Source organism: Sphingobium baderi (genome assembly GCF_001456115.1).
GTDB lineage: Bacteria > Pseudomonadota > Alphaproteobacteria > Sphingomonadales > Sphingomonadaceae > Sphingobium > Sphingobium baderi_A.
Genome location: NZ_CP013264.1, coordinates 385,614 through 407,727, shown reverse-complemented (window position 1 = coordinate 407,727; position 22,114 = coordinate 385,614). Strand labels below are relative to the sequence as shown.

The following is a 22,114-nucleotide window of genomic DNA, read 5'->3' as shown; positions in this document are numbered from 1 at the left end:
GCGGCCTGCTAAAGTCGGCGCGGTCGTCCCCACCACGCAGCCACCATCACCACTAGCGTCACCCCCAAGGCTAGCCATGACACCAAATCAAGCCACCCGTCGCCAATAAGGGCAGCGGTAAGCCCGATGATGCTGACGAGCGCCAGGACCAGCGGCCAGCGGAATATCCGCCACGCGCCGCGTGGTCGATTCGCTTGCACTTTCATTCCGCCGGCTCCAGCGTACCGCCGGAGCGTAGTTCCGCGATGCGCTTCTCTATCGGGACGCGTCGTTTGCCGAGCCAGAGATAGAGGCCGGTCACGAGCACGACGATCGTGGCGATGTCGAGCAGCGCCCAGATGATCTTGAGCGGCAGCCCGCCATAGTCCCCGAAATGAAGCGGCGACGAGAGAAAGAGCGTCTTCACATACCAGGGCATCTGCTCGACGGCGACGAGCTTTCCGGTCTCCGCATCGACCATGGCGGGATTGATCAGGCGCTCGGTCAGCGGCGTGTCGCCAGCCAGCGCCACCATATAGTGATGCTTCGTGCTGAACTCCGTGCCCGGCCAGGCGATGAAGCTCACCTTGGCATCGGGAACGGCGGCGCGCACAGTCGCCACCGCCTTGTCGACCGAGGCCAGCTTTTCGGGCGGCTTCGCGTCCTTGTAGGGCGCGGACATCTCGGCGAGCTGATCGCGCTGCCAGATCATCGTGATCGGCGTGCTCATGGTAATGATGACCCCGGTCAGCCCTACCACGCTCACCCAGCCCAGCGTCACGATGCCGATCATGTTGTGCGTGTCGAGCCACTTGATCCGTTTGGTGCGGTGTTTGCGCACGGTTCCGAAGGCGAGCTTGCGCATGAACGGCGCATAGACGACGACGCCCGACACCAGCGCGACGACAAACACGATTCCGACCAGGCCAAGGAAGAGCTGCCCGGGAAGCCCCAGTAACAGTTCGGCGTGCAGTTCCAGCAGGAAGTGCATGACGCCTTCGTCGAGCGGCGGCGCATCCACCTTGTCGCCCGTCCGCGCGTCGAACAGCAGGAACTTCATCGCCTTATCGGTCGCGTCATATGTGGGCGCGATCGTCGCATAGATCAGCGGCTTTTCATCGTCCCACGACAGGTAGAGCGTCTTCCAGCCCGGTTCGCCCGCGACCGCACGCGCCGCGATGGTATCCAGATTCGCCTGCCCTGCCGCCACAGTCTCCGCAAGGACTGGCGCGCGCGTCAGTTCGTCGATCTCGTGATAGAAGATCAGCGGCAATCCGGTGATGCAGAACATCAGCAGGAACAGGGTGGAGACGAGGCTCGTCCACTTATGGACCAGATACCACCGCCTGATGCCGGTTTGCGAAAGCGCCATATGCTTCGTCTCCGCACTCAGAAGTCGCGCGACACGGAGAACCGCCAGTTGCGTGGCTCGCCGATGTTGACACGGGTGTAGTAGCTCGCGTCGGGGAAATAATGCTTGTTCAGCAGATTGTTGACATTGAGCGCGAAGCGCCAGTCGCCGGTCCGGTAACTCAGCCCTCCATCGACGAGCACATAGCTTGGCAGCGTGAAGCCGGCGTCATTGATGCCATCCCCGTTCGCGTCATAGACATAGGATGTGTCGGCGACCTTGCGGCTGTTCCACAGCACGGCAAGGCTGGCGCCGAGTCCCGCCAGCGGCCCTTCCTGCACTTCATAGCCGCCGCGAACATAAAGATTGTTGCGCGGCACATTACCCAAGCGAGTGCCGACCGGGATGTCATTGTCCTTCGTCACCTTGGCATCGATATAGGTGTAGGCGAGGGAGATGTCCCATCCCGCCGCCGGGCGCCATGCCCCTTCGATCTCGAAGCCCCGACTGCGCTGCTCACCGGTAACGACGTAGAAACTGGGATGGAGCGCGTCGCCCGTCGCCACATTGGTGCGGGTAAGCTGGAACACCGCCGCCGACGCGCTCAGCTTGCCGCCGGGGCTGCCGAGCTTGACGCCCGCTTCGAGATTGCGGCCCTCGCCATTGGGCAGGGGCGTGCCGTCATAGCTGGTGATATAATCGAACTGCGGTGCGAAGGAGCGCGACCAACTCGCATAGAGCGACGCCCTTGGCGAGAGCATGTAGTTCAGGCCGACACGTGGGCTGAACGCGGTCACCGTGCCGCCTTCGTTGTGCAGCCAGTCCCACCGGCCGCCGAGCGTCAGGAATATCTTGTCGGCATAGCCGATATGGTCCTGCACGTAGACACCGGTCTGATGCGACTTGCCGCCGCCGGTATAGGCCTGAGCCGGATCATGGATCAGGCGAACCGTGTAGTCGGGATCGAGATAGTCCAGCGTGTTGACGAAGGTATATTCGCCGCCATCCTCATGATAGCTGGTATCCGCGCTGCGGTAATCGATACCCGCCAGTACATTGTGGCTGAAGGAGCCTGTAGAGACCTTCGCCGTCAGCCGGTTGTCCACCCCGAAATGCTTGTCTGTCTCGTAGAAGGGGCCATAGGTGTCGTAGCCGAAGACATGGCCCTGCTGCACGCCGCCCGCATAGTCGCTGTCGACATAGCCATCGGCGAACATCCAGTTGTTCCAGTAGGTCTTGGCGTGGGTATAGCGCAGCGTCTGGTTGAAGCTCAGCCAGTCGGTGAACTTGTGGTCGAACAGATAGCCGACAGACCAGCGATCCTGATTGGCAATGGCCTTCTGGTCGCCAGGAAATCCAATGGCGAAGGCATAGGGGATCGGACCGTTGGCGTTGGGCAGCACGGTGCCTTCGGCGGGAAGTGGACTCCATGGATTGTCGTGGTCGCGTTGCCAGCGCCCGAGCAGCGTCAGGTGCGTATCCGATCCCATAACCCAGGTCAGCGCAGGCGCGACGAAGATCCGGTTCTTGCCCGAATATTTGACGAAATCGTCAGAATCGCGAAACAGCGCATTAAGCCGGAACAGCAAGGTGCCGCTGCTATCGAGCGGCGCATTGGCGTCGATACTGCCCTCGATCAGGTTATAGGAGCCCGTTGCCAACTGGGCGCGTAGGAAGCTGTCCTCCTGCGGCCGCTTGCTGACAAGGTTGACCACGCCTCCAATCGGGGCCGCACCGTAGAGCGAGGACGCGGGGCCCTTGAGTACCTCGACCCGTTCCAGCCCCGAAAGCTCGTAATTGGTGCCCGCCGCACTGTGAGTGATCAGTCCGTCGAGATAAAGGCTGTCATAGGCGGTGTCGTAACCACGGATCGTGTAGGCGTCATAATAGCCGTAAGTCGAGCTGCGCGAGACGCCCGCGACCGAACGCAGGGCATCGTTGAGATCGACGATCCCCTGATCACGGATCGTGTCGGCCGAGACCACCGAGATGGCCTGCGGAGTCTCGATCAGCGGCACGTCAGACTTGCTGATCTCGCCTTCGACGAAAGGCTGCCCGGTCACGACAATGGTGCCGGGATTGTCCGCATCCGCACCCGCATCCGTGTCGGCAAAGGCGGCGGATGCTGGAAGAAGCGAAGCCAGGCAGATGGCGCTGGACAGCAGCCGGTAGTGCATTCGTTTCCCCCCGGATCTGATCAATAGCTGAAGCTGAGCGTCGCCAGCACGCTGCGCGGGGCGGCGTAGAAGGCCTGCCCCCATTTGAGGCTACCGAGATATTTGGAGCCGGTGACGTTGCGCACATTGACGCTGGCGCGCAGGTGATCGACCAGACGGATACCGGCCATCAGATCGAGCACGGCATAGCTGCTCTGGGTGATGGTGACCGGGTCGGTGACGATGCCGTAATCGACGACACCCGCATCGACGATGCTGGTCTTGCTCTGCCAGCGAAACTGCGCGCCAAGCTTGAGATCGCGCAATTCAGGAATTTCATAAGTGGTTGCGAGTTTCAGTGACCGGCGCGGCACGAAAGTACGGGTGGGATTGCCGTCCTGATCCTTGACCCTGAGCCCGGTATAGCCGCCGCTGATCGACCAATTTTCGGTCACGCGGCCCGTCACCTCAATCTCGAAGCCTTCCGAGGTCGTATCGACGCCGGCATAGCAGGCATCGCCGATCGGCCCGGTACTGCCGCAGGTGGCATCGCCGAACACGCCGATGGCATCGGCAAGCCCGTCCTGTTTTGCCTTGAACAGCGCCGCACTGACGTAGAGCTTCTTGTCGAACCATTCGCTCTTGATGCCGCTTTCGATGCTGGTACCCTTGGCGGGCGCGAGGCGACGACCGGTGGCGTCCGCTTCCTTCTGCGGATTGAAGATGTCGGTGTAGCTTGCGTAGAGCGAGACATTGCCCGTTACATCGAACACCAGCCCGGCATAAGGGCTGACCTTGCTGTCCTTGCGGTACTGATCGACGAAATAGGAATCCCCGGTCGTCTTCAGCCACATTGCGCTCGCACCGACCACGGCCTTGAGACGGTCGGCCAGGTTGAGGTGCATGGCGCCATAGGCCCGCGTCAGCCGGTCGGTCACATTCTCTGCACGATAAGCGCCGGGATATGACGGCCGGGCGAGATCGACGCCATTGAACGCCCAGTCGCTGACAGCGGGATAATCGAGAACCGTACTCGAGAAGTCTTCATATTCCCGGCTGTCCATTTTCGCGGTCGACAGGCCGAACGCCAGTTGGTGACGCCGACCGAACAGCGTCACCGGGCCGGAGGCATAGGCGTCGTAGAGATATTGATTGGACGGCGAGGTGTAGATGCCGGTCACGCCGCTTACGCCCAGCCCCGTTGCCTCATCGGGGTAGCCATAGGCGTAGAGCAAGTTGGCGACCGAATCGCGCCGGTTATAGGTGAAGCGCGCCTTGGCATTCCATCCGCCTTCGGCGGCATAAGCGAGTTCGCCATAGGCGCTTTGGTCGTGGACGTTCCAATAGGTCCAGGGTGCCGCCGTCGACGCGGACGAAGGATATGCGACCCGTTCGCCATTGGAATAGAGGAGAGGCAAGGCGCCCCAAAGCACACCGTCGGCGTCATTCTCCTGCCGGGTGTAGCCCGTCGTAGCGGTCAGCTGCGGCGTGATGTCCCACACGACGATCGCGCCATAGACGTTGCGATTGACGTGATAGTTGTCGAGATAGCTGTCATGATCGTCATGCGCGTAGATCAGCCGCGCTGACACCGTACCTGTGGCATTGAGCGGCCCCGAGACGTCCGCCTCGAAGCGTTTGTGATCCCAGCTTCCGAGCATCGTCGATGCCGAGATTTGGAGATCCTTCGTCGGCCGCTTGCGGGCATAGTTGATCGTCGCCGAGGGATTGCCCACCCCGGTCATGATGGCATTGGCGCCGCGCACCGCCTCCACCGTCTCGAACAGCGCGGTATCGAGATCGCCAAACTGGATGCCCCAGCGCAGCGGCAGGCCGATGCCGTCCACCTGGAAATTGGTGATGTCGAAGCCACGGCTGTCATATTCGGTGCGATCGGTCTCGGTCCGCTCGACGTTGATGCCGACCACCTGGTCAAGCAGGTCATTGACGTTGGTGAGCGCGAAATCGTCGATCCGCTCGCGGTCGATGATCGTGACCGATTGCGGTGTTTCGCGCAGCGTGAGTGGCAGGCCGGTGGCGGCAGCGTCCACCCGTTGGGCAATCCCGGTCACGATGATGTCGCTGCGGCGTTCGGCGGCGGCACCATCCGCATCATCGGCCCAGGCCGTTTGCGCCGTGGCCATCGCCATGATGGCCGCACTCCAAAATAGACAATCCCTCATCTGACCCCTTCAGCTTTCATAAAAATCCGACCGACGCCGTGTCACGTTCGACCGTCGCGCACCTCGCAAACGACTCGCTAATAAGAATCATTCTCATTTGCAAGAGGGAGTGGGTTGTGAGAGCCGATACCGGCGTCCCAAATTGCATCGCTTCCGCAGACTACGGAGATGTACCGAAGCGGACTAAAAGCGTGCTATTGCCTTGAAGTCGGCGCATGACGCAATGTTGTCATCGCCTATTAGGCCAATGGCTTTTTCACTGCTTACATTTCTTCGGATCAGAATGAAGCAAGGCCCATTATCGCGATCAGCGATGACAACTATTTTCTTCTCGATTTTCTTGTTCCAGGGCTGATTGCTTCGCCGAAGCACCTCCCAGCGATCCACCGGGCACGGCTCAAATGGGTGGACCAACACAGGCGGCTCCGCCCCGGTTCTCGGGCGGGATCGCGCTTCAGCACAATTCGAGCAACTTCCCGCCAGTCCGCACCTTCGGCTTCGGCGTCGAGGAGCCGCAGATACAAGCGCAGCCTTGCCTCATCATACGGTGTGAGTTGATCTGCCGTAGGAGCGAGATCAGCGACCGCAGGTTCGATTTCGACCATTTCTGGCATTCCGATATTGGACACAGGCCCTTCTAATCCCGTTATGGGATAATCCGAATTTGGGATCAAAGGAAATTCCGGCCCCTTCAACTTGCCGGACCCGATGCCCAGTTCACTTCGCACACCACAACAACAGAAACTTCGGGAAATCCTGATCGATGCCCGCAAGAACGCCAGGCTGACGCAAACCGAATTGGCGACACGGCTGGGACGCCACCAATCCTTTGTTGCCAAATATGAGTTGGGGGAGCGCCGAGTGGATGTGGTCGAGTTCGTAGCGGTGGCAAGAGCACTTGATCTCGATCCGGGCGACTTGCTGGGCACTTATCTGAGCGCGCGTCAGACCGAGGAAATCTGAACGCATTCCATGCGAAAATGACCAAGCGCCCTTCCTTCCGTTGTGGCGTGCATGGCACTGGACATCGTCGGATCATGAGCTTGCGAGAATTTTTGCGATTGGTTCGCAATAAGTGAAGTGCTACGCATCTCGCTGGTTGTCATTGATAAACAAGGGGAGCCGGTGCGGGTGTCCAAGATGGATTCCCTCCAGGTCTTCGTCGCCGCTCAGGCGGAGCTTCTCCGTTACGCGGCAAGACTTACGGGGGATTCGACCGAGGCTGAGGATGTGGTGCAGGAAGCCTGGCTGCGTTTCCGTGCAGCGGCCAGTGCGCGCGTGCTTGACGAACCCAAAGGCTATCTTTTCCGCATCGTCCATAACCTTGTTTTGGATCGGCACAGGCGCCGGGCGCGCGAAAATCAGGTCTTCGCATCAGATGCGACCATCGCCGCCGCATTGGTAGCGAGCGATGAACCCTCTCAGCAGAAGCATTTGGAAGCGAAGGACGAACTGGCGCTGCTTCACAAGGCCATGGCGCAACTGCCCGTTCGGACCCGGCGAGCTTTCGAAATGCACCGTTTCGAGGAGATGAAACTGGTGGAGATCGCCGCTGAACTCGGCATCTCGAAAAGCTTGGCGCAGGAACTGGTGATGGATGGCGTAGAACATTGCAAGAAGGCTCTGCGGCGCCGTGATTGACCTTCTGCTGAATTTTCCGGAATGCTTGGCGTCCCGTTCGTTCAATGCATGAAACCATTCAGAACATTCGTCAGTGGGACAGTGCAGAACGGTATGCGGAAGCGGGGATGAAAACGAGGCCTGACAAGAATCATAGCCAGCGCGGCGATCTCAGCCGCCAAGCCTCCGCGTGGCTGGTGCAACTTGAGGATGCCCCGGAAGACGATACACTGCGCGCGGAATTCATGGATTGGCTCGCGACCAGTCCGGCTCACCTCGCCGCCTGGGAGGAAACTGCGAGGGTCTCCGACATGATAGTGCTTGCGGGCCCTCTGCCTCAGAACATGACCGACCTGCCCGAGGGATCGAGCAAACCTGCCTGGTTCCGGACCATCCGTCCCGTGCGTGCGCTCGCCTCGCTTGCCGTGGCCGCCTGCTTTGTCTGGATTGCAGTGCCCTATGTCGCGCTTCAGCTTCAATCTGATGCGACCACCGGGGCCGGAGAACTCCGTCAGGTGACGCTTGACGATGGGAGCAGGGTGCAACTGGCGCCGGCCACGGCAATTGCCTTTTCCAACGATGCCGCGGGCCGCAGGTTGAAACTGCTTCGCGGCGAAGCCTGGTTTGACGTCACGCACGACGAAGCACATCCATTCAAGGTCATAGCCGGAGACAACACCGTCACCGTTCTCGGCACGGCCTTCTCGGTGCGCAAAACGGGCAGCGGTACGGATGTTGCCGTTCAGCGCGGTCGTGTCGCCGTGACTGCGTCGGACGGGATGCGATCGGATCGCGTGGAACTGGTGGCGGGCCAGTCAGTGTCGACGGATGGAACCGTGGTTACACGGGGCACTGTCCGTCCCGACCGCGTGGCGAGTTGGCGCGATGGGATCGCTATCGTCAATGATCTGCCAGTTGGCGACGTGATCGATCGTATCCGTCCCTGGTACAAAGGCTATATCATCGCCAGAGGCCCGGGACTGAGTGACCGGCACGTGAGCGGGATCTATGATCTGCGCGATCCCGATCTTGCGCTGAAGGCACTGGCGCGAGCGCATAAGGTTTCGGTTTCCCATGTCTCGCCGTGGCTGCGGATCGTGACTGTCCGCTAGGCGCGACATCACTTTTTGCTCTGTTCTTCAGATTTTTCCGGAATTCATCGGCGTTCCAACGTTAAGTTTATGCGACTGACTCGCATTAGCGAATATGGTCAGTCATCGAACTGTGACGGAAGGAATTGGTCAAGTGAATTCGGGGGGTATTTTCCGGGAGTTTGGGAGGCGTCAACTCTGGGTGCGGGCGCTGCTCGCTTCGGTCGCCATTGGTGGCTTGAGTATCTCAATGGCTGTACGGGCGCAGGTAACCGTTGCTGAAGAAGTGCGCTCGTTCGACATCGCGCCGCAATCGGTCGCGGACGCACTGGCAGATTTTGGCCGGCAATCTGGTCTCCAAGTCAGCATGGACGCCGATCAGGTCCGGGGGCTTTCCTCTCGGGGCGTCAAAGGTACGATGAGCGCGTCGCAGGCACTGGACCGCCTGCTTGCCTCCACCGGCCTTGTGGCGCGGATCGACGGCAACATCGTGTCGCTGCGCTCCGCATCCATCGCGTCAGCGGACCCGACAGCGTCCGATACGATCGCGCTGGGTTCCCTGCGCGTGGAGGGCAGCGCCATGCCGGCCGGTGAAACCGGCGCGGAGCGTGACCAACGACAAAAGGACGCCGTCTACGATCAGGACCTTTCCTCCACCTACATGGGCAAGGAGGAAGTCGAGCGCTATAAGGGCACCAATCCCGCCGACGTGCTGAAGGGCATGGTCAATGTCTTCAGCGGGGACGCGCGCAATAGTGGCGCGATCGATCCTAGCATTCGCGGCACGCAGGGGCCGGGGCGCGTGCCGGTCATCATCGACGGGACCGAACAGGCGCTGACGGTCTGGCGCGGCTATAATGGCGCGAGTAACCGCAGCTATATCGATCCCAGCCTGATCGCTGGCGTTCAGGTACTAAAAGGACCGGTCTCGACGCGCGATGTCAACGGATCGACCGGCGGCGCGGTCGTCATCAACACGCTCGATGCCGACGACATATTGCAACCGGACCAGACATTCGGTTTCGAACTGAAGCTGGAGGGTGGCAATAATTCCACCTCGCCGCGCCTGCCGACGTTGTTGACGGGGCAGGATTATCGCGACGTGGAGGGCTTTCCCGGCTCTCCCGGAACAGCGGGCTATCCGACCTCGCCCTATAATGACCCTTCGCTGCGCGTAAATCTGCGCACGGCGGACGACAACGACTTCTTTTCCATGGGCGACAAGGCGGCGCGCTTGGCAGTCGCCGGCCGTATCGGCGACATAGACTTGTTTGGCGCCTACGCCTGGCGCAAGCGCGGCAACTATTTCTCGGGGAAAAATGGCGCGGGCTATTATTCGCAGGACGACCTTGAGCAATCCGCCGCGACCTACATGCAGCGCATGGCGCTCAGCTATGAGCCCGGCAACGAGGTACCGAATACCTCGTCTGAAACCAGATCCTGGTTATTCAAGGGCACTTGGCACATTGCCGATGACCAGTATCTCCAGTTCGGCTTCCGCGACAGCAAGTCCAACTATGGCGAGATCATGCCTTCGCGCATCCTTTCCGCCGACGATTTCGGAGCGATCCAGTGGCCGCTGAGCCGCATCCATGCCCAGGCCTATAATGCGGAATATAAATGGCAGCCGGAAAGCCGGTGGATCGACCTGAAGGCGAATCTCTGGGTGACCCGCACGGCCAGCCACACCTACAGCGCCGGCGGTTTTCCGAATTACGCCACCTATGACGATCCCATCCTGCGCAACACGGCGATCGCCAATTCGCAGAACAACCGGATCGGATTTTCTGCCAGCAACCAGATGAAACTGTCTTCGCATCTCGACTTGCTGCTGGAGGGCAATTGGCAACATGAAAAATTGCGGTCGATGGACGAATGGAACGGCGTCTTCGACGGCTGGCGGCAATACCCGCGTGCAGGGCGGCGTGAGGAATATCGGATTGACCTCAAGGCCGAATGGCGCCCAGCGAGCTTCCTCAAGTTCAACGCGGGGTTCACTTATTCCGGCTATTGGGCGGTAGACGATTTTCTGCGCGAACAGATCGCTGCGGGCAATGCCGACCAGTTCACGGCCTATGTTCCCACCAGCTATGCGATTACCTACCAGACGGAAGAAACCAGTGTAGACGCCTATACGGCCTATCGGAAAGCGGTCTGGGAAGGGTTCGGCTTTCCATCTGAACTCGCGGACATGCTCGCGGCGAGCGAAGCCCAGGCCTATGCCGCCAACCCCTATCCTTTCACGGTCGATCACACGTCGCCCTGGGAAGCGGATGCCAACGGCAACTACCATCGCGCCGATAATCTCTGCGCCAATGGCTTCGTCGATAGTCTTGCCAATTATAATGGCTTTTGTCAGGCGCTCGCCAATCAGCAGGCCTTCACTCCCAGCGAATCCAAGCGCAAGTCAGGCCATGGCTGGGCGCCGATGGCGTCGGCCACCGTCTATCTTAGCGGCAGCAGCCGAGCCTATCTGCGATATGCCGAAGCCTATCGCTTCCCCAGCATGTTCGAGAGCACGCTCGGCTTTTCGGCGTCCTTCAACCCGCTCGAAGATTTGAAGCCGGAACATCTCTACTCTTGGGAAGCAGCTTACGTCCAGGATCTTCGAGACCTCTTCGGCTTACATGGCGCCGATCAGGCTGCCGACATCAAGTTCACCTGGTATCGCAACACCACGCACAACGTGATCGAACGCACCACCCGGCTGATGTTCAACAACATCGACAAGCAGGTCATCGCCGGTTTCGAGCTTCAAGCCCGTTACGACAATGGCACGTTCTTCACCGAGATCGAGGCGGGCCACATGACCACCAACAAGGTCTGCGACGAAAGCGTCGCCGTCCAGATGGACAGCGGATCGGGCCGGGTACCGGATTGCGTCAAATATGGCTTTTTCGGCGGCTATCTGCTCACCCAGGCAACTCCGGAAGACACTGTCAATTGGACCGTCGGTGGGCGTTTCCTTCAACGGCGGCTTGAAGTCGGTGGCAGGCTCACCTGGTACAGCAAATATGACAATCCGCTTTTGGCCGAACTGGTTGGCGGCGACGACCCGATCGACGGCTATGCGCTCAACGTTCCATATGCCTGGGGCGAGACGCTGACCCTCGATGCCTATGTGCAGTTTCGGTTGAACGAGCGGTTTTCCGCCGAACTCGTCGGCACCAACCTCACCGACAAATATTATGCCGATCCGCTGACGCGCGCGCTCAATCCCGCTCCGGGTCGCACGGTCCGCCTCAGCCTGACTGGCCGGTTCTGATCATGGAAATTCAGGGCCGCCGCCACATCCCGATCCCTCACAAAGACATGGATGCGGTGGCGAACCCTGGGTGCAAGCGCCTGCTCGCAGGCAACTCGAACGTAGGAGAACTAGCATGAAACTCTCGAATCTCAACCGGATTGCCATTGCGCTCGCCGCATCGGCATTCTTCGCCGGGACTGCCCATGCCGGCATCTATGGGGCCTCCAGCGATACCAGCGAAGTCGTGGTCGGCACCAGTACCGTAAACGGCGGGCCACACGTATCCGGACGACCAGGCATCGCGGTTCCGGCCACGGGGCTCAGCAACCTCGTAGATTTCCAGGGCCTGCAATCCTCGGTCGGGACCGATGGCAATGGAGTCAGCACCATTAACGCCGGGACCAGCGTCCCCACCGATCACAGCAATCTTGGCGTCTTTCATTTCGCCAAGGTTGGCAGCGCCAACCTCTACTTCGGCGAATGGTCGCAGACGTCGAGTGTCGGGGACGGTACGCACACCGTTTATTATGCGGGTGATGATGGCGGCACGACCACCGTTCCGACCAGTGGTTCGGCGACCTATTCCGTCAAGGGCGTCAGCGATTATGCCAACAAGGGCCTGCTGACCGGCACCTTCACAGCCAACTTCGGGTCGGGCACGTCGGGGACGCTGACCGGCAGCATCGCCAATTCCGGCTCGGGCTATGCCGTCAACATCGGCACGGCGACGATCGCTGGCACCAACTTTGCGGGCACCGGCGCAACAGCGACGCAGTCGGGTAGTACCGTGGCGTCGAGTGGCATCGTTTCGGGCCGCTTCTTCGGCGCAAACGCGGCCGCTCTGGCCGGCATCGTGAACTTCTCTTCCGCGCGCCAATACAACACCGCGTTCGGTGGCACAAAGAACTGAACCTTCGCAGCCGACACGGCAATGGGACAGGGGTGCCGCATGGCGCCTCTGTTTCCCGGCCATTCCCCTTTCTTCCATCAGGGCTCCCGCATTTCGTGACGATTTATCGCGCCCAATTTCTGTACCGGCTTGCTTGGAGCCTTGCCATGGCTAGCACCTTTGCTGGCACCGCGGCGGCGCAGACTTCGGGCAATGCCGATACCCGGCTGCGCCTCGACCAGAGCCTCGATAATCAGAACGCCGAGGTCGAACGGCAATTGCTGAAGGATGCCGACGATCTGGACGGCGTTCCATCGACCATCGAGATCGACGGCAAGACGTACGCGGTCGCCAATACGGTCAGCGAGGTTGGTGAGGCGCTCTATGTCGCCGTTGCACGCAGGCAATGGCCAGACGTCCGGCGCTTTCTCCAAGCCTATCTGGCATTCGAAGATCGTGACCCGATGCTTGTCGCTTATGCGCGGGGGGCGCTTGCGCGGATTGCCGGCAAACTGCGTGAGGCCGAACGCCAGTACCGGACACTTCTTGGCCTGCAGCCCGATTTCGTGCCTGGCCAACTTGAGCTGGCGCGCGTGCTGTTCGAGAACCACAAGGATCGCGAGGCGCGCCGTCTGTTCGAAGCCGCCCGCGCCGCCCTTTCGGACGACGGCGACAAGGCGGCAGGCGTCCTTCGGACCATCGACAGCTTTACGCAAGCTCTCGCCAATCGGCGCGGCTGGCAGGGCTCGATCGCCTTGGGTCCGGGTTACAGCAGCAATCTCAACCAGTCTTCGGCCAGCTATACCTGCCTGCTCACAGGAGAGGACGGTACTTGCCTCATCGACCGCAAGGTGCCGGATCCGATTGAGGCGACGGGCATCAATTTCGAGAGCAGCATCAGCCGCCGCATTCCGCTTCGCGGACACAGCGGCATTACCGGGCGCGTGCTGTTCTACGGCGATATCTATCCCGACCATGGCAGGTACAGCCAGACCACGCTGACGACGCAACTGGGCTATGATTACCGCACCGCCCGGACCAGTTTCACGCTGTCGCCAACGTTCGACATAGGATCGCTTGGGCCGGATATCCTTTACGATGCCGTTGGCATCCGGGCGGAAACGATGGTCAATCCTTCCGCGACGACCGCGATCCAGATCGAGGCCAGCCGTCGCTGGTTCACCTACCGTCTACCGTCCTACCAAGATCATGACGGTGCATTGATCGAGGTGCTGCTGACTGGTTGGAAAGTGCTCCCGCACGGCTGGACGGTGTTCGCAGGGCCAGACTTCTCCGCCAAGGATGCCGATGATCCGGTCAATGCCTACCGCCAATATGGCTTGCGGCTCGGCGTGAACAAGCAGTTCGGGCAGGCCGTCAGCCTGCTCGCCTTCGCTTCGCTGCGGCAGCGCGATTATCGCGCCTACAGCGAACTGCTGGAGGCCAAGCGCCGCGATCGCGAACAGAACTACGTCGCCAATGTCCGGTTTCCTGCGCTGCGTTTTGCCGGCCTGACGCCCAGTCTTCTTGTCCAACATAGCCGCGTCAGCAGCACCGTCGACTGGCTTTACTCCTACCGGAAAACCAGCCTGGCCGTGAGGATGGATTATGCCTTCTAGCGTTCCGCCAACCTGGCCGCGCGTCCTGCCTTCGGACTGCTTGCCCCAAACCCCCTTTTTTCATCGCAAGAGGAGCATCTATGAAGACTGATATTCTCGAACCTTCCCGCGCCAAGCGTTTGAAGGCGCTTACCCACGAAACCCATGACCGGCTCGACAAGTCGATCATGGCGGCCGCCTCCTTCGCTACCGTTGAAGGCTATGGCCGTTTCGTCACGGTCCAGTATCTTTTCCATCGGGACATCGACGCGCTGTATGACAATGCAGCCTTGCAGGCGCTTCTGCCCGGCTTGATGGAACGGCGACGCCTGCCGCTGATCGCCGCCGACCTTGCTGACCTCGGCCTACCCCATCCTCATGACGACACGCCTCCGGCGTTTTCGGCGACCGATGTCATAGATATTTCTGCGGCGCTGGGTTGGCTCTATGTGGCCGAAGGGTCGAACATGGGCGCGGCCCTACTCCGCAAGGAAGCGGCCAGGATCGGGCTTTCCGACGACCATGGCGCGCGGCATCTCGCGCCTGCCTCCGATGGGCCGGCCGCACATTGGCGCGCGTTCACCGCCGCTCTCGATACGGCGCAACTGTCTGCCGAGGAAGACGCCCGCGCGGTGGCAGGTGCGAATGCTGCATTCGCGCGTGTACAGGCATTGGTCGATGCCCGCGTTGGCTGAACTTGGGGCTGAGCCTGGGGCTGAACCCGGCACCAAGCCCGCGACCGAAGCCCTGCTCCGGCGCGGGCCTGTAGCCCGATCCAGCTGGCTGGTGCTTGGGCTGTCGTTGGTGGCAGTGGGATTTGTCGGCATCTTCGTGCCACTCCTCCCCACCACGGACTTCATGCTGCTGGCGCTGCCCTGTTTTGCGAGATCTTCACCTCGGTTGGAAGCCTGGCTTCTGGGTCACCCCCGCTTCGGCCCCGGCCTTCGCGCCTGGCGGGAAACAGGCGCCGTTCCTCGTCATGCCAAGGTTGCGGCCTGCATCGGCATGACGGCCGGTTACGGGCTGTTCTGGCTCCACGTAAGGCCGAATATGGGTCTGGCCCTCGCCGTGGCGGCGGGGATGCTGGCTGCCGCCATATGGATCATCCGCCGTCCGACGCCGGGGATCAGCAATGAGGGATAATCTGCAACGGGTGCCGGACGATGAAGATGGACTGCTCGCCAGCAACACCGTCATAGTTTCCTATCGATTTGATCAACGTACCGCCGAAGGCGACAGGGACGATCCGACCCAGGCCATTTTTGTCGCTCCGAGCCATAGCCGCTATTGCGATCAGCCGATGGACTGGCGGACGCGGCTGTTCGGAATCGCCGGCACCTCCATGATCACCGCGCTGGTCTTGGGATGCGTGTTCTTTACATGGCGGGTCGTGCGTCCGATGGTCGTTTCTCCATCCGCTCCGCTGGTCGTGGAATTGCGGCCTCTCGCAGCCCCTCCGGAGCCGCCTCGTGAGGTTGCCACTGGTCCAAAGCAGGTTGAACGGCAGGAAGATCGACCCAAGCCAGAGCCCGCAATAGTGGCACCGCCGCCCATGGTGCAGCTTCCCCAGACCACGTCGTTAGTGCGTGAAGTGCGCGAGCCAGTGGAAGCGGTGATCGACCCGGGTCCGCCCGTTCCCGAAACCACAGCGCCCAAAAGTCTCGCAGCGCCTGCCGCGGCCAAACTTTCCAGCGATGCAAAGCAGAACTGGGAAGCACGGTTGCTGGCGCATCTGGAACACTATCGCCGTTTTCCGTCGCGCGCTCGCGCGGCGCGTCAGCAAGGCACGGTGCAGATCCGGTTTCGGATGAACCGGGCCGGTTTCGTCCTCAGCGTATCGGTGCTGCGAAGCTCCGGCTTCACGACATTGGATCAGGCGGCTCTCGACACATTGAAGCGCGCGCAGCCCTTGCCTGCCATTCCCAAGGACATGCCCGACGAAGTCGAACTCACCATCCCGGTCGAATTCTATCTCGGTTCACGCCGATGAACTTACGCGAAGGGTTCGAGGAGCGGGATAATTCCCATCAATCGACCGGCCGCCGGCGGTGGGGATTGGCCGCGATGACCGCCCTGCTGGCGAGTTGCGGTAGCGTCCAGGATGCGACCGAGGACAATTTCCGTGCGGCCCTGCAAAGCTGGTTCGACGAACATGGCGAATGCGTGAACGTCGGCGACATGCCCGCGAAAATCCGTGTCGGCACACATTCCCGCAGCAGGACAGGCTATGAGGCCATGGTCGCGGCGGGCTTGCTGACGATCGAGAAGAAGCAGGAGGAACAGCCGTCCTATTCCGGCAAGCATCGAGTCGACGACTATCTCGTCTACCGGCCGACCCGCGAAGGCGCCAAAGTCATCAGCAAGGCGGCCGACGCCTCTCTTGGTCGCAATGAACTCTGCTTCGCCCGGCGCCATATTACCGAAGTCATGTCCTGGACGCAGCCCGGTGAGTTGATGGGCCTGCGTGTTTCGCAGGTCCGCTACAACTACCGGCTCGACGATATTGCGCCCTGGAGCGCCGACCCCGGCCTGCGCGCGGCCTTCCCCAGAATGGCGAAGGCAGTGGATGTCCGGCAGGGTGAAGACAAGGCTTCACTGATTTTGACCAACGAAGGCTGGCGGCATGAAAAAGCTCTCCGCCGATAGCCGCACTCCACTGCCAATCTATCTGAACAATCACCGGATTTACGGGGAGGAGCACCTTTGTTCTTCACGGTGTCTCGCCGTGTCTTGAGGTAGTCGCGGTTCACCACGATGGCTGCCCTCAATCCGATCCGTCCGTCAGGGACGCAAGGGGAGGACCGCGCACATGCGGGCAGAAACGCCGGATGCGCCAGCACGCGACTGGAGAGACGGGTCGACCTATCGTCCGCTCTTCCAGCTAGGCCGCGCAGCCGTCGATTTCGCGTTTGCCCGCCGCCATGCCGAAATGGCCGATATGCCGGCATCGCCTGTTCATGAACATATTCTGCGCCCGGATCCGCCGATCCGTGTTTTGACTCTGACCGGCGGCGAGCCCGCGTCACGGGGGCTTCGATTTCGCCGAGGACGCCGATACCGGCCTTGCCTTCTGGCGCGCGGATAGGGACCCGACAGTGCTGGAGGCCAGGGCACGCAAGGCTGTCGCCGGTGACGCCAACGCGCTCGATTTTCGCGACTTGCCGCTCAGCATTGCTGTCCTGCGGGATGGCGGGACAGAGCATGTGCTGATCGCTGATGGACTTCGTCATGTGCGGCTGCAACTGCACGGTGCGACGATCCTGAACGGGCCGGTGCGGCTCTCCTTCACGGTTCCGTCGCTGCGGCATGTTATTCCCCAGATTCTCGGGCTCCGGCGATTATCCGCTCTCTGGCGCCTTCGGCGCTTGCCGCGTCCGCTGTTCCCTGCCGACCCGGTCGTGGCCCGAAGGGTCCAGGCTTTGCAGGTGCTCGATGCGCGCCGAGCCGGGGCGGGGCAGCGGGAAACCGTCATCGCCGTTCTGGGACCGAAAATGGCCGATGCGGTGAGCTTTGATTCTTCGCGCAAGAAAATCGGACGGCTGCTGAAACTGGCCGAACAGCGTGTCGAGATTGGATATCGAAGATTCCTGTTGGATGGAGATTGGTAGCGGGAAGTCTGATTTCCGTGGCGTCCCGTCCGCTCGCGGACGGTCGCGCTCTATTCCGCCAGGCTCCTGACGTCGCCATGCTCCACCGGGCCGCGTGTCACGCGTCCCGGCCATTCGGTCACGATCGCTGACGCGTGCCGGGGGCGTGCCCGCCCCCGGTCGGTTGCCCGGCGCGCCGCTGCGCGCCGGCGTTTTCGGGTTTGCAACCCCTTGGGCGCGGAGGGTGGTCGGCGCGCCCTGATAGGCCCGCAGCGGCGGGCGGCAAGCCTGCGCTCCGCTTGGCTGCTTCTCTTCGTTTCGCCCCGCCTCGGGTGCCGCCCGCCGCTTGGGCGCGGGCCTTTCTGGTCGCTCCTGCCGCCCACCCCCCACGCCCGGCGGGTTTGCGGTCGGTTTTGGGCCAGTGAAGGAGGCTAGGCATGGGCTTTTCCCGCAGACGGCGCGCGCGTGGAGAGGGCAGCGAGGACAAGATGCAGCCCCGCGCGAGCCTCTGTGACGAGGTGACGCGCAAGATCATTTCCGAACTGGAGGCAGAACGCTTCCCGTGGGTTCAGCCGTGGGATTCTCATGTCGCAGGCGGTCCTGGCCTGCCCATGAACGCGCTCACCGCCCGGCGCTATTCCGGGATCAATGTTCTCTTGCTTTGGGGTGCGGCCATCGAAGGGGACTATCCCTCACAATGCTGGCTCACTTTCAAACAGGCGTTGGAAGCAGGCGGCAGCGTCCGCAAGGGCGAGCGCGGAACTTGTGTTGTCTATGCCGACCGCTTCATTCCCGAGGCCGAAAAGGCCAAGGTACGAGAAACCGGCAAAGACGCCCGTGCCGTCCCATTCCTGAAAAGGTTCACCGTCTTCAACGTGGCCCAATGCGAAGGGCTGCGCCCAGAAGCCCTGAACGCGCTGGCCACGCAAGCTGCGCCCTTGCCGGAACGCGAGATCGTGCCACACGCTGAGGCACTGATCCGGGCGACGGGCGCGGATTTCCGCATCGGCGGCGACAAGGCATATTATGCGCCCGGCGGCGATTTCGTGGCCGTGCCGCCGCAACCGGCCTTCCGCGACCAGATCAATTTCTACCGGACGGCCTTCCATGAGCTATCGCATAATGCCGTGATCCGGATTATGCCGCATGGGTTCCGCTGGAAGCTGGATTTCCGGGCATCGGCCATGCGTCTGTTCGGCATAATCAGAGCCCTTCCAAGAACGCGAGGAGTTGATCGTCGGGCCGGAACCGGCCTGACGGGGTGGGCGGAGCCGCGACGCGAGCGAGCGCCTTCTCCTTCATCCGCATGTCGGCGTGGATGTAGATCTGGGTTGTCTCGACGTTCTCGTGACCAAGCCAGAGCGCGATCACCGCAGGATCGACGCCGTGGTGAAGCAAGTCCATCGCCGTGCTGTGGCGCAGCGTATGCGGCGTGACCCGCTTGGCGCCGATGCTCGGACACGCGCGCGATGCCGTGAGGCAGTGCTTGCGGACCAGATGTTCGAGTGCGTCGCGGCTCAGCCGTTCGCCCCGGATCGACGGGAACAGCGGTCTGCTCTCGTCCTTGTCGTTGCCGATCCACGCCGCCAGCAGCTTGGCAGTCTCGCGACGAAGCGGTGTGGCGCGCTCCTTCCGGCCCTTGCCCATGCAACGGATGTGTGCGCCACTTCCGAGCACGACATCCCCGCGCGTGAGGCCAACCAGTTCGGATGCCCGAAGGCCCGTCTGGACCGCGAGCAGCAGCAGCGCATGATCGCGCCGCCCTGCCCATGTCGTGCGGTCCGGCGCTGCCAGCAACGCCGCGATCTCGTCGGCGTCGAGGAACGTCACCGTGCGCTTCACATAGCGTTTGTTGGGCATCGCGAGGATGCGCTGGCAGTGCAGCAGCCAGGTCGGATCGCTCATCGCCACGTAGCGGAAGAACGAGCGGATCGCGGCGAGCCGGGTGTTGCGGCTGCGCGCGCTGTTGCCACGCGCCGTCTCGGTATGGACGAGGAAGTCGGCGACCAGATCGGCGTCGATATCCTCGACCGTGAGCCTGACCGGCGGCTTGCCGTGGTGGGCGCTCGCATACCGGAGCAACAGCCGGAACGTGTCGCGATAGCCTGCGACCGTATGACGGCTCGCCTCCATCTGGACGCACAGCCGGTCGGTGAAGAAGCGCTGGATCAGCGCAGGCAAGGCAACCGCGCTCATTGGACTGCCTCCCGGCCATCGGCCGTTGCTCGCGCCATCGCCAGATCGAGCAGTTCCGGGACCGCTTCCAGATACCAGTATGTGTTGGAGGGATCGCTATGGCCCAGATAGGTCGTCAGCCGGATCATCTCGCGCGCCGGGTCTTTGCCTGTGCGATACCAACCGATCATCGTCTTCACCGCGAAGGTGTGGCGAAGGTCGTGGATGCGCGGCCCCCGGCCATGCTTGCAGTATGGCTGTGGAGTCCGAAGCCCGATCTGCTGGCAAGCCCGCGCGAAGTTGTAGCGGGCCGCGCAGTCAGTGAGCCTCGTCCCCTTGTCTGTGACGAACAGCGGCTTGGCCGGATGGCCGAGCAGCCGGTCGCGTTCGGCAAGATAGTCGATCAACGTCGCGACGACGCTCGGATCGAGCGGCAACAACCGCTCTTTGCCGAGCTTGCCTTGCCGGACGCGCAGCACGCCATGATCGGTATCGAGGTCATCACGATCAAGCCCGAGCGCCTCGTTGATCCTCAGGCCCGTGACCGCGATCAGCCCGAACAACGTCGAGCAGGTCAGCCCGCGCAGGCCGTAGATCGATGGCAGCGTCTCGGCCGCTGCGATGATCGACCCGATCTCGGCATCGGTGTAGATATGCGGGCGCGACCGCTGGAAGCCTCCCGGCAAGAGGCCGCGCGGCGGCGGTTCGTGCCCCGGATCGAAGCTGCTCAGCCACTGCGCGAACAGCCGCACGATGCTGAGCCTCGCCGCTCGCGTCGATGGGCAGGCTTCGGCCAGCGTGGCGTGCCAGCGCAGGAACAGCGCCGTATCGATATGGGCGGCGCCCTCGTGGTCGGCGAACCGGGTGAAGCGACGCAAGATGCGCTCGCTGGTGCCAAGGTCGTAGCCGAGGCTGCGGCGAACGCTCAGATAGCGGTCGAGCTGGGAGGCGAGGCTCATTGCGCGCCTCCCGCCACCGGCCAGGGCAGCGCGACCGATCGCAGTCCGTCGATGTCGAGCCGGGCATATATCATTGTCGATGATCGGGAGCGGTGCCGCAGCACGTCGCCCACCTCGTCGAGCGACGCGCCCGTATTCACGAGCTGGGTGGCAAGGCTATGACGCAGAAGGTGCGATCCCACATAGGGCGTCGCCGGCTTCTGGCCGGTCGCCTTGAGGGCATCCTTGAGGATGGCGTTGACGATCTGCCCATCCTTGAACGGGCGATGAGGCGCGCGATGGGTGACGAACATCGTGCGGCAAGCCGCCGGTCCTCGCTCCTCGCGAAGATAGCGGCTCAGCGCGTCGCCGACCTCCACGGTGATCGGCACGCGGTCGTGCAGTTGGCCCTTGCCACGCACCGTAAGCTCGCCCGAGCGCCAGTCGATATCATCGAGCTGGATCGCGATGACCTCGGCCGCGCGCAGGCCAAGCCGGGCCATGAGCAGCAGCATCGCATAGTCCCGCGCGCCATGTCGGGGATTGTCGCGCACGCAAGCCAGCACCGCCTCGACGCCTTCCGGCGACAGGTGGCGCGGCAGTCGCGCTCCCCAGACCTTCGCCGTCTTCGGCACGCTCAGCGCCAGATTGGTCGCCGTGGCCCCGCAGCCGAACAGATATTGAAGGAAGATACGGACATGGGTGGCGACCGTCTTGTCGCGACGGGCGCTGGTCAGCACATGCTCCATGAAGCCGATCACGTCAGCGGGACGCAGGCTGCCCGGATCGATGATCGTCTCGCCGAAGCGATAGTCGAGGAAGCGGCGCGCGAAGCCTATCGTATGGGGGATGCTCCGCGGACTGAGGCCGCGCTGTTTGACGAGATAGGTCTCGAAGTCCGCCAGCAGTGTCGCGCGCGCCTGCTGCACCTCGGTCAACGGCACCGGCTGCGTCACGCCGATATCGAGCAGATGCTGCGCGAAGCGACGGGCCAACTTATACGGCCATGCCGTGCCCGCATGCTTGCGCGGCACCTGGCGGCCCACCTGCTCGGCCATATCGAGCGTCAACGCCGAAGGACTGATACCCTCAGCATCCATCACGCGGCCCACTTTCCGCAGGATCAATCGATAGGCATTGATCGTGGCGGGCGTGTAGTTCTCCGCCGCAAAACTCTCGGCGAACGAGTCCAGATAAGGCTCGATGCTGGTCTGCAAATATTCAGGCATGATCGTCGTGCTCCATGTTGTTGGAGCGACGAAGATTATGCCGAATGGGATTGGCGCGATCATACTGCCAA

General features: G+C 62.0%; 18 protein-coding genes and 1 pseudogene. 12 read left to right on the top strand and 7 right to left on the bottom strand.

What is annotated here, in order from left to right; genetic code table 11:
• Window positions 1–202: 202 nt before the first annotated feature.
• The 4 genes from ATN00_RS02195 to ATN00_RS22735 form a co-directional block, all read right to left on the bottom strand.
• The gene (locus tag ATN00_RS02195; protein WP_062061516.1) at window positions 203–1,351 is read right to left on the bottom strand and encodes a PepSY-associated TM helix domain-containing protein; all 1,149 of its coding nucleotides are present in this window, start codon (window positions 1,349–1,351) and stop codon (window positions 203–205) included.
• A 17-nt stretch (window positions 1,352–1,368) separates the two neighbouring features.
• Entirely contained in the window at window positions 1,369–3,507 is a 2,139-nt protein-coding gene (locus ATN00_RS02190; RefSeq protein ID WP_062061513.1) for a TonB-dependent siderophore receptor, read from the bottom strand.
• Window positions 3,508–3,527: 20 nt separating this feature from the next.
• Window positions 3,528–5,636: a TonB-dependent siderophore receptor gene (locus ATN00_RS02185; RefSeq protein ID WP_231746365.1), complete on the bottom strand. Its 2,109-nt coding sequence runs from the start codon at window positions 5,634–5,636 to the stop codon at window positions 3,528–3,530.
• Between the two features lie 353 nt (window positions 5,637–5,989).
• Entirely contained in the window at window positions 5,990–6,274 is a 285-nt protein-coding gene (locus tag ATN00_RS22735) for a DNA -binding domain-containing protein (protein ID WP_335338081.1), read from the bottom strand.
• Window positions 6,275–6,377: 103 nt separating this feature from the next.
• Here ATN00_RS22735 and ATN00_RS02175 point away from each other — a divergent pair, with 103 nt between their 5' ends.
• The 12 genes from ATN00_RS02175 (at window position 6,378) to ATN00_RS22730 (ending at window position 19,137) form a co-directional block, all read left to right on the top strand.
• Window positions 6,378–6,632 carry a helix-turn-helix domain-containing protein gene (locus ATN00_RS02175; RefSeq protein ID WP_062061504.1) on the top strand — a complete coding sequence of 85 codons (255 nt, stop codon included), beginning with the start codon at window positions 6,378–6,380 and terminating at the stop codon, window positions 6,630–6,632.
• A gap of 162 nt (window positions 6,633–6,794) precedes the next feature.
• Window positions 6,795–7,310 (top strand): sigma-70 family RNA polymerase sigma factor, encoded by a 516-nt coding sequence (locus tag ATN00_RS02170; protein WP_231746364.1) that lies wholly within the window; start codon window positions 6,795–6,797, stop codon window positions 7,308–7,310.
• Between the two features lie 107 nt (window positions 7,311–7,417).
• Entirely contained in the window at window positions 7,418–8,401 is a 984-nt protein-coding gene (locus ATN00_RS02165) for a FecR family protein (protein ID WP_062068293.1), read from the top strand.
• 133 nt (window positions 8,402–8,534) lie between these two features.
• Window positions 8,535–11,645: a TonB-dependent receptor gene (locus ATN00_RS02160; RefSeq protein WP_231746363.1), complete on the top strand. Its 3,111-nt coding sequence runs from the start codon at window positions 8,535–8,537 to the stop codon at window positions 11,643–11,645.
• A gap of 115 nt (window positions 11,646–11,760) precedes the next feature.
• Complete coding sequence (locus tag ATN00_RS02155) at window positions 11,761–12,537, top strand: Slam-dependent surface lipoprotein (protein WP_062061498.1); 777 nt, start codon at window positions 11,761–11,763, stop codon at window positions 12,535–12,537.
• 146 nt (window positions 12,538–12,683) lie between these two features.
• A complete protein-coding gene (locus tag ATN00_RS02150) occupies window positions 12,684–14,135 on the top strand; it encodes a surface lipoprotein assembly modifier (protein ID WP_062061495.1) in 1,452 nt (483 codons plus the stop codon).
• Between the two features lie 80 nt (window positions 14,136–14,215).
• On the top strand, window positions 14,216–14,809 hold the full coding sequence (locus ATN00_RS02145) for a biliverdin-producing heme oxygenase (RefSeq protein ID WP_062061492.1): 594 nt from the start codon (window positions 14,216–14,218) through the stop codon (window positions 14,807–14,809).
• Window positions 14,793–15,257: a YbaN family protein gene (locus tag ATN00_RS02140; protein WP_082635063.1), complete on the top strand. Its 465-nt coding sequence runs from the start codon at window positions 14,793–14,795 to the stop codon at window positions 15,255–15,257. The genes ATN00_RS02145 and ATN00_RS02140 overlap by 17 nt, the downstream gene beginning before the upstream one ends.
• Entirely contained in the window at window positions 15,247–16,104 is an 858-nt protein-coding gene (locus ATN00_RS02135) for a TonB family protein (RefSeq protein WP_231746362.1), read from the top strand. The genes ATN00_RS02140 and ATN00_RS02135 overlap by 11 nt, the downstream gene beginning before the upstream one ends.
• Entirely contained in the window at window positions 16,101–16,760 is a 660-nt protein-coding gene (locus tag ATN00_RS02130) for a hypothetical protein (protein WP_156415201.1), read from the top strand. The genes ATN00_RS02135 and ATN00_RS02130 overlap by 4 nt, the downstream gene beginning before the upstream one ends.
• A 449-nt stretch (window positions 16,761–17,209) precedes the next feature.
• Entirely contained in the window at window positions 17,210–17,722 is a 513-nt protein-coding gene (locus tag ATN00_RS02125; protein WP_062061486.1) for a DNA -binding domain-containing protein, read from the top strand.
• Between the two features lie 416 nt (window positions 17,723–18,138).
• Complete coding sequence (locus tag ATN00_RS22730; protein WP_475630840.1) at window positions 18,139–19,137, top strand: ArdC-like ssDNA-binding domain-containing protein; 999 nt, start codon at window positions 18,139–18,141, stop codon at window positions 19,135–19,137.
• On the opposite strand, the pseudogene ATN00_RS02115 reads toward ATN00_RS22730, so the two are convergent.
• The 3 genes and pseudogenes from ATN00_RS02115 to ATN00_RS02105 form a co-directional block, all read right to left on the bottom strand.
• Window positions 19,019–19,897, bottom strand: a pseudogene (locus ATN00_RS02115) (tyrosine-type recombinase/integrase); the annotation flags it as partial. The gene ATN00_RS22730 and the pseudogene ATN00_RS02115 sit on opposite strands and share 119 nt — an antisense overlap.
• On the bottom strand, window positions 19,894–20,835 hold the full coding sequence (locus ATN00_RS02110; RefSeq protein ID WP_062061477.1) for a tyrosine-type recombinase/integrase: 942 nt from the start codon (window positions 20,833–20,835) through the stop codon (window positions 19,894–19,896). The gene ATN00_RS02110 and the pseudogene ATN00_RS02115, both read right to left, overlap by 4 nt.
• On the bottom strand, window positions 20,832–22,043 hold the full coding sequence (locus ATN00_RS02105; protein ID WP_062061472.1) for a tyrosine-type recombinase/integrase: 1,212 nt from the start codon (window positions 22,041–22,043) through the stop codon (window positions 20,832–20,834). The genes ATN00_RS02110 and ATN00_RS02105 overlap by 4 nt, the downstream gene beginning before the upstream one ends.
• Window positions 22,044–22,114 lie beyond the last annotated feature (71 nt).

Bases quoted from the DNA above. Each gene is read 5' to 3' on its own strand.
- ATN00_RS02140 (WP_082635063.1), top strand. From the start codon at position 14,793: ATGCCCGCGTTGGCTGAACTTGGGGCTGAGCCTGGGGCTGAACCCGGC.
- ATN00_RS02110 (WP_062061477.1), bottom strand. From the start codon at position 20,835: ATGAGCCTCGCCTCCCAGCTCGACCGCTATCTGAGCGTTCGCCGCAGC.
- ATN00_RS02155 (WP_062061498.1), top strand. From the start codon at position 11,761: ATGAAACTCTCGAATCTCAACCGGATTGCCATTGCGCTCGCCGCATCG.
- ATN00_RS02185 (WP_231746365.1), bottom strand. From the start codon at position 5,636: ATGGCGATGGCCACGGCGCAAACGGCCTGGGCCGATGATGCGGATGGT.
- ATN00_RS02130 (WP_156415201.1), top strand. From the start codon at position 16,101: ATGAACTTACGCGAAGGGTTCGAGGAGCGGGATAATTCCCATCAATCG.
- ATN00_RS02190 (WP_062061513.1), bottom strand. From the start codon at position 3,507: ATGCACTACCGGCTGCTGTCCAGCGCCATCTGCCTGGCTTCGCTTCTT.
- ATN00_RS22735 (WP_335338081.1), bottom strand. From the start codon at position 6,274: ATGGTCGAAATCGAACCTGCGGTCGCTGATCTCGCTCCTACGGCAGAT.
- ATN00_RS02145 (WP_062061492.1), top strand. From the start codon at position 14,216: ATGAAGACTGATATTCTCGAACCTTCCCGCGCCAAGCGTTTGAAGGCG.
- ATN00_RS22730 (WP_475630840.1), top strand. From the start codon at position 18,139: ATGGGCTTTTCCCGCAGACGGCGCGCGCGTGGAGAGGGCAGCGAGGAC.
- ATN00_RS02195 (WP_062061516.1), bottom strand. From the start codon at position 1,351: ATGGCGCTTTCGCAAACCGGCATCAGGCGGTGGTATCTGGTCCATAAG.
- ATN00_RS02105 (WP_062061472.1), bottom strand. From the start codon at position 22,043: ATGCCTGAATATTTGCAGACCAGCATCGAGCCTTATCTGGACTCGTTC.
- ATN00_RS02175 (WP_062061504.1), top strand. From the start codon at position 6,378: ATGCCCAGTTCACTTCGCACACCACAACAACAGAAACTTCGGGAAATC.
- ATN00_RS02150 (WP_062061495.1), top strand. From the start codon at position 12,684: ATGGCTAGCACCTTTGCTGGCACCGCGGCGGCGCAGACTTCGGGCAAT.
- ATN00_RS02135 (WP_231746362.1), top strand. From the start codon at position 15,247: ATGAGGGATAATCTGCAACGGGTGCCGGACGATGAAGATGGACTGCTC.
- ATN00_RS02165 (WP_062068293.1), top strand. From the start codon at position 7,418: ATGAAAACGAGGCCTGACAAGAATCATAGCCAGCGCGGCGATCTCAGC.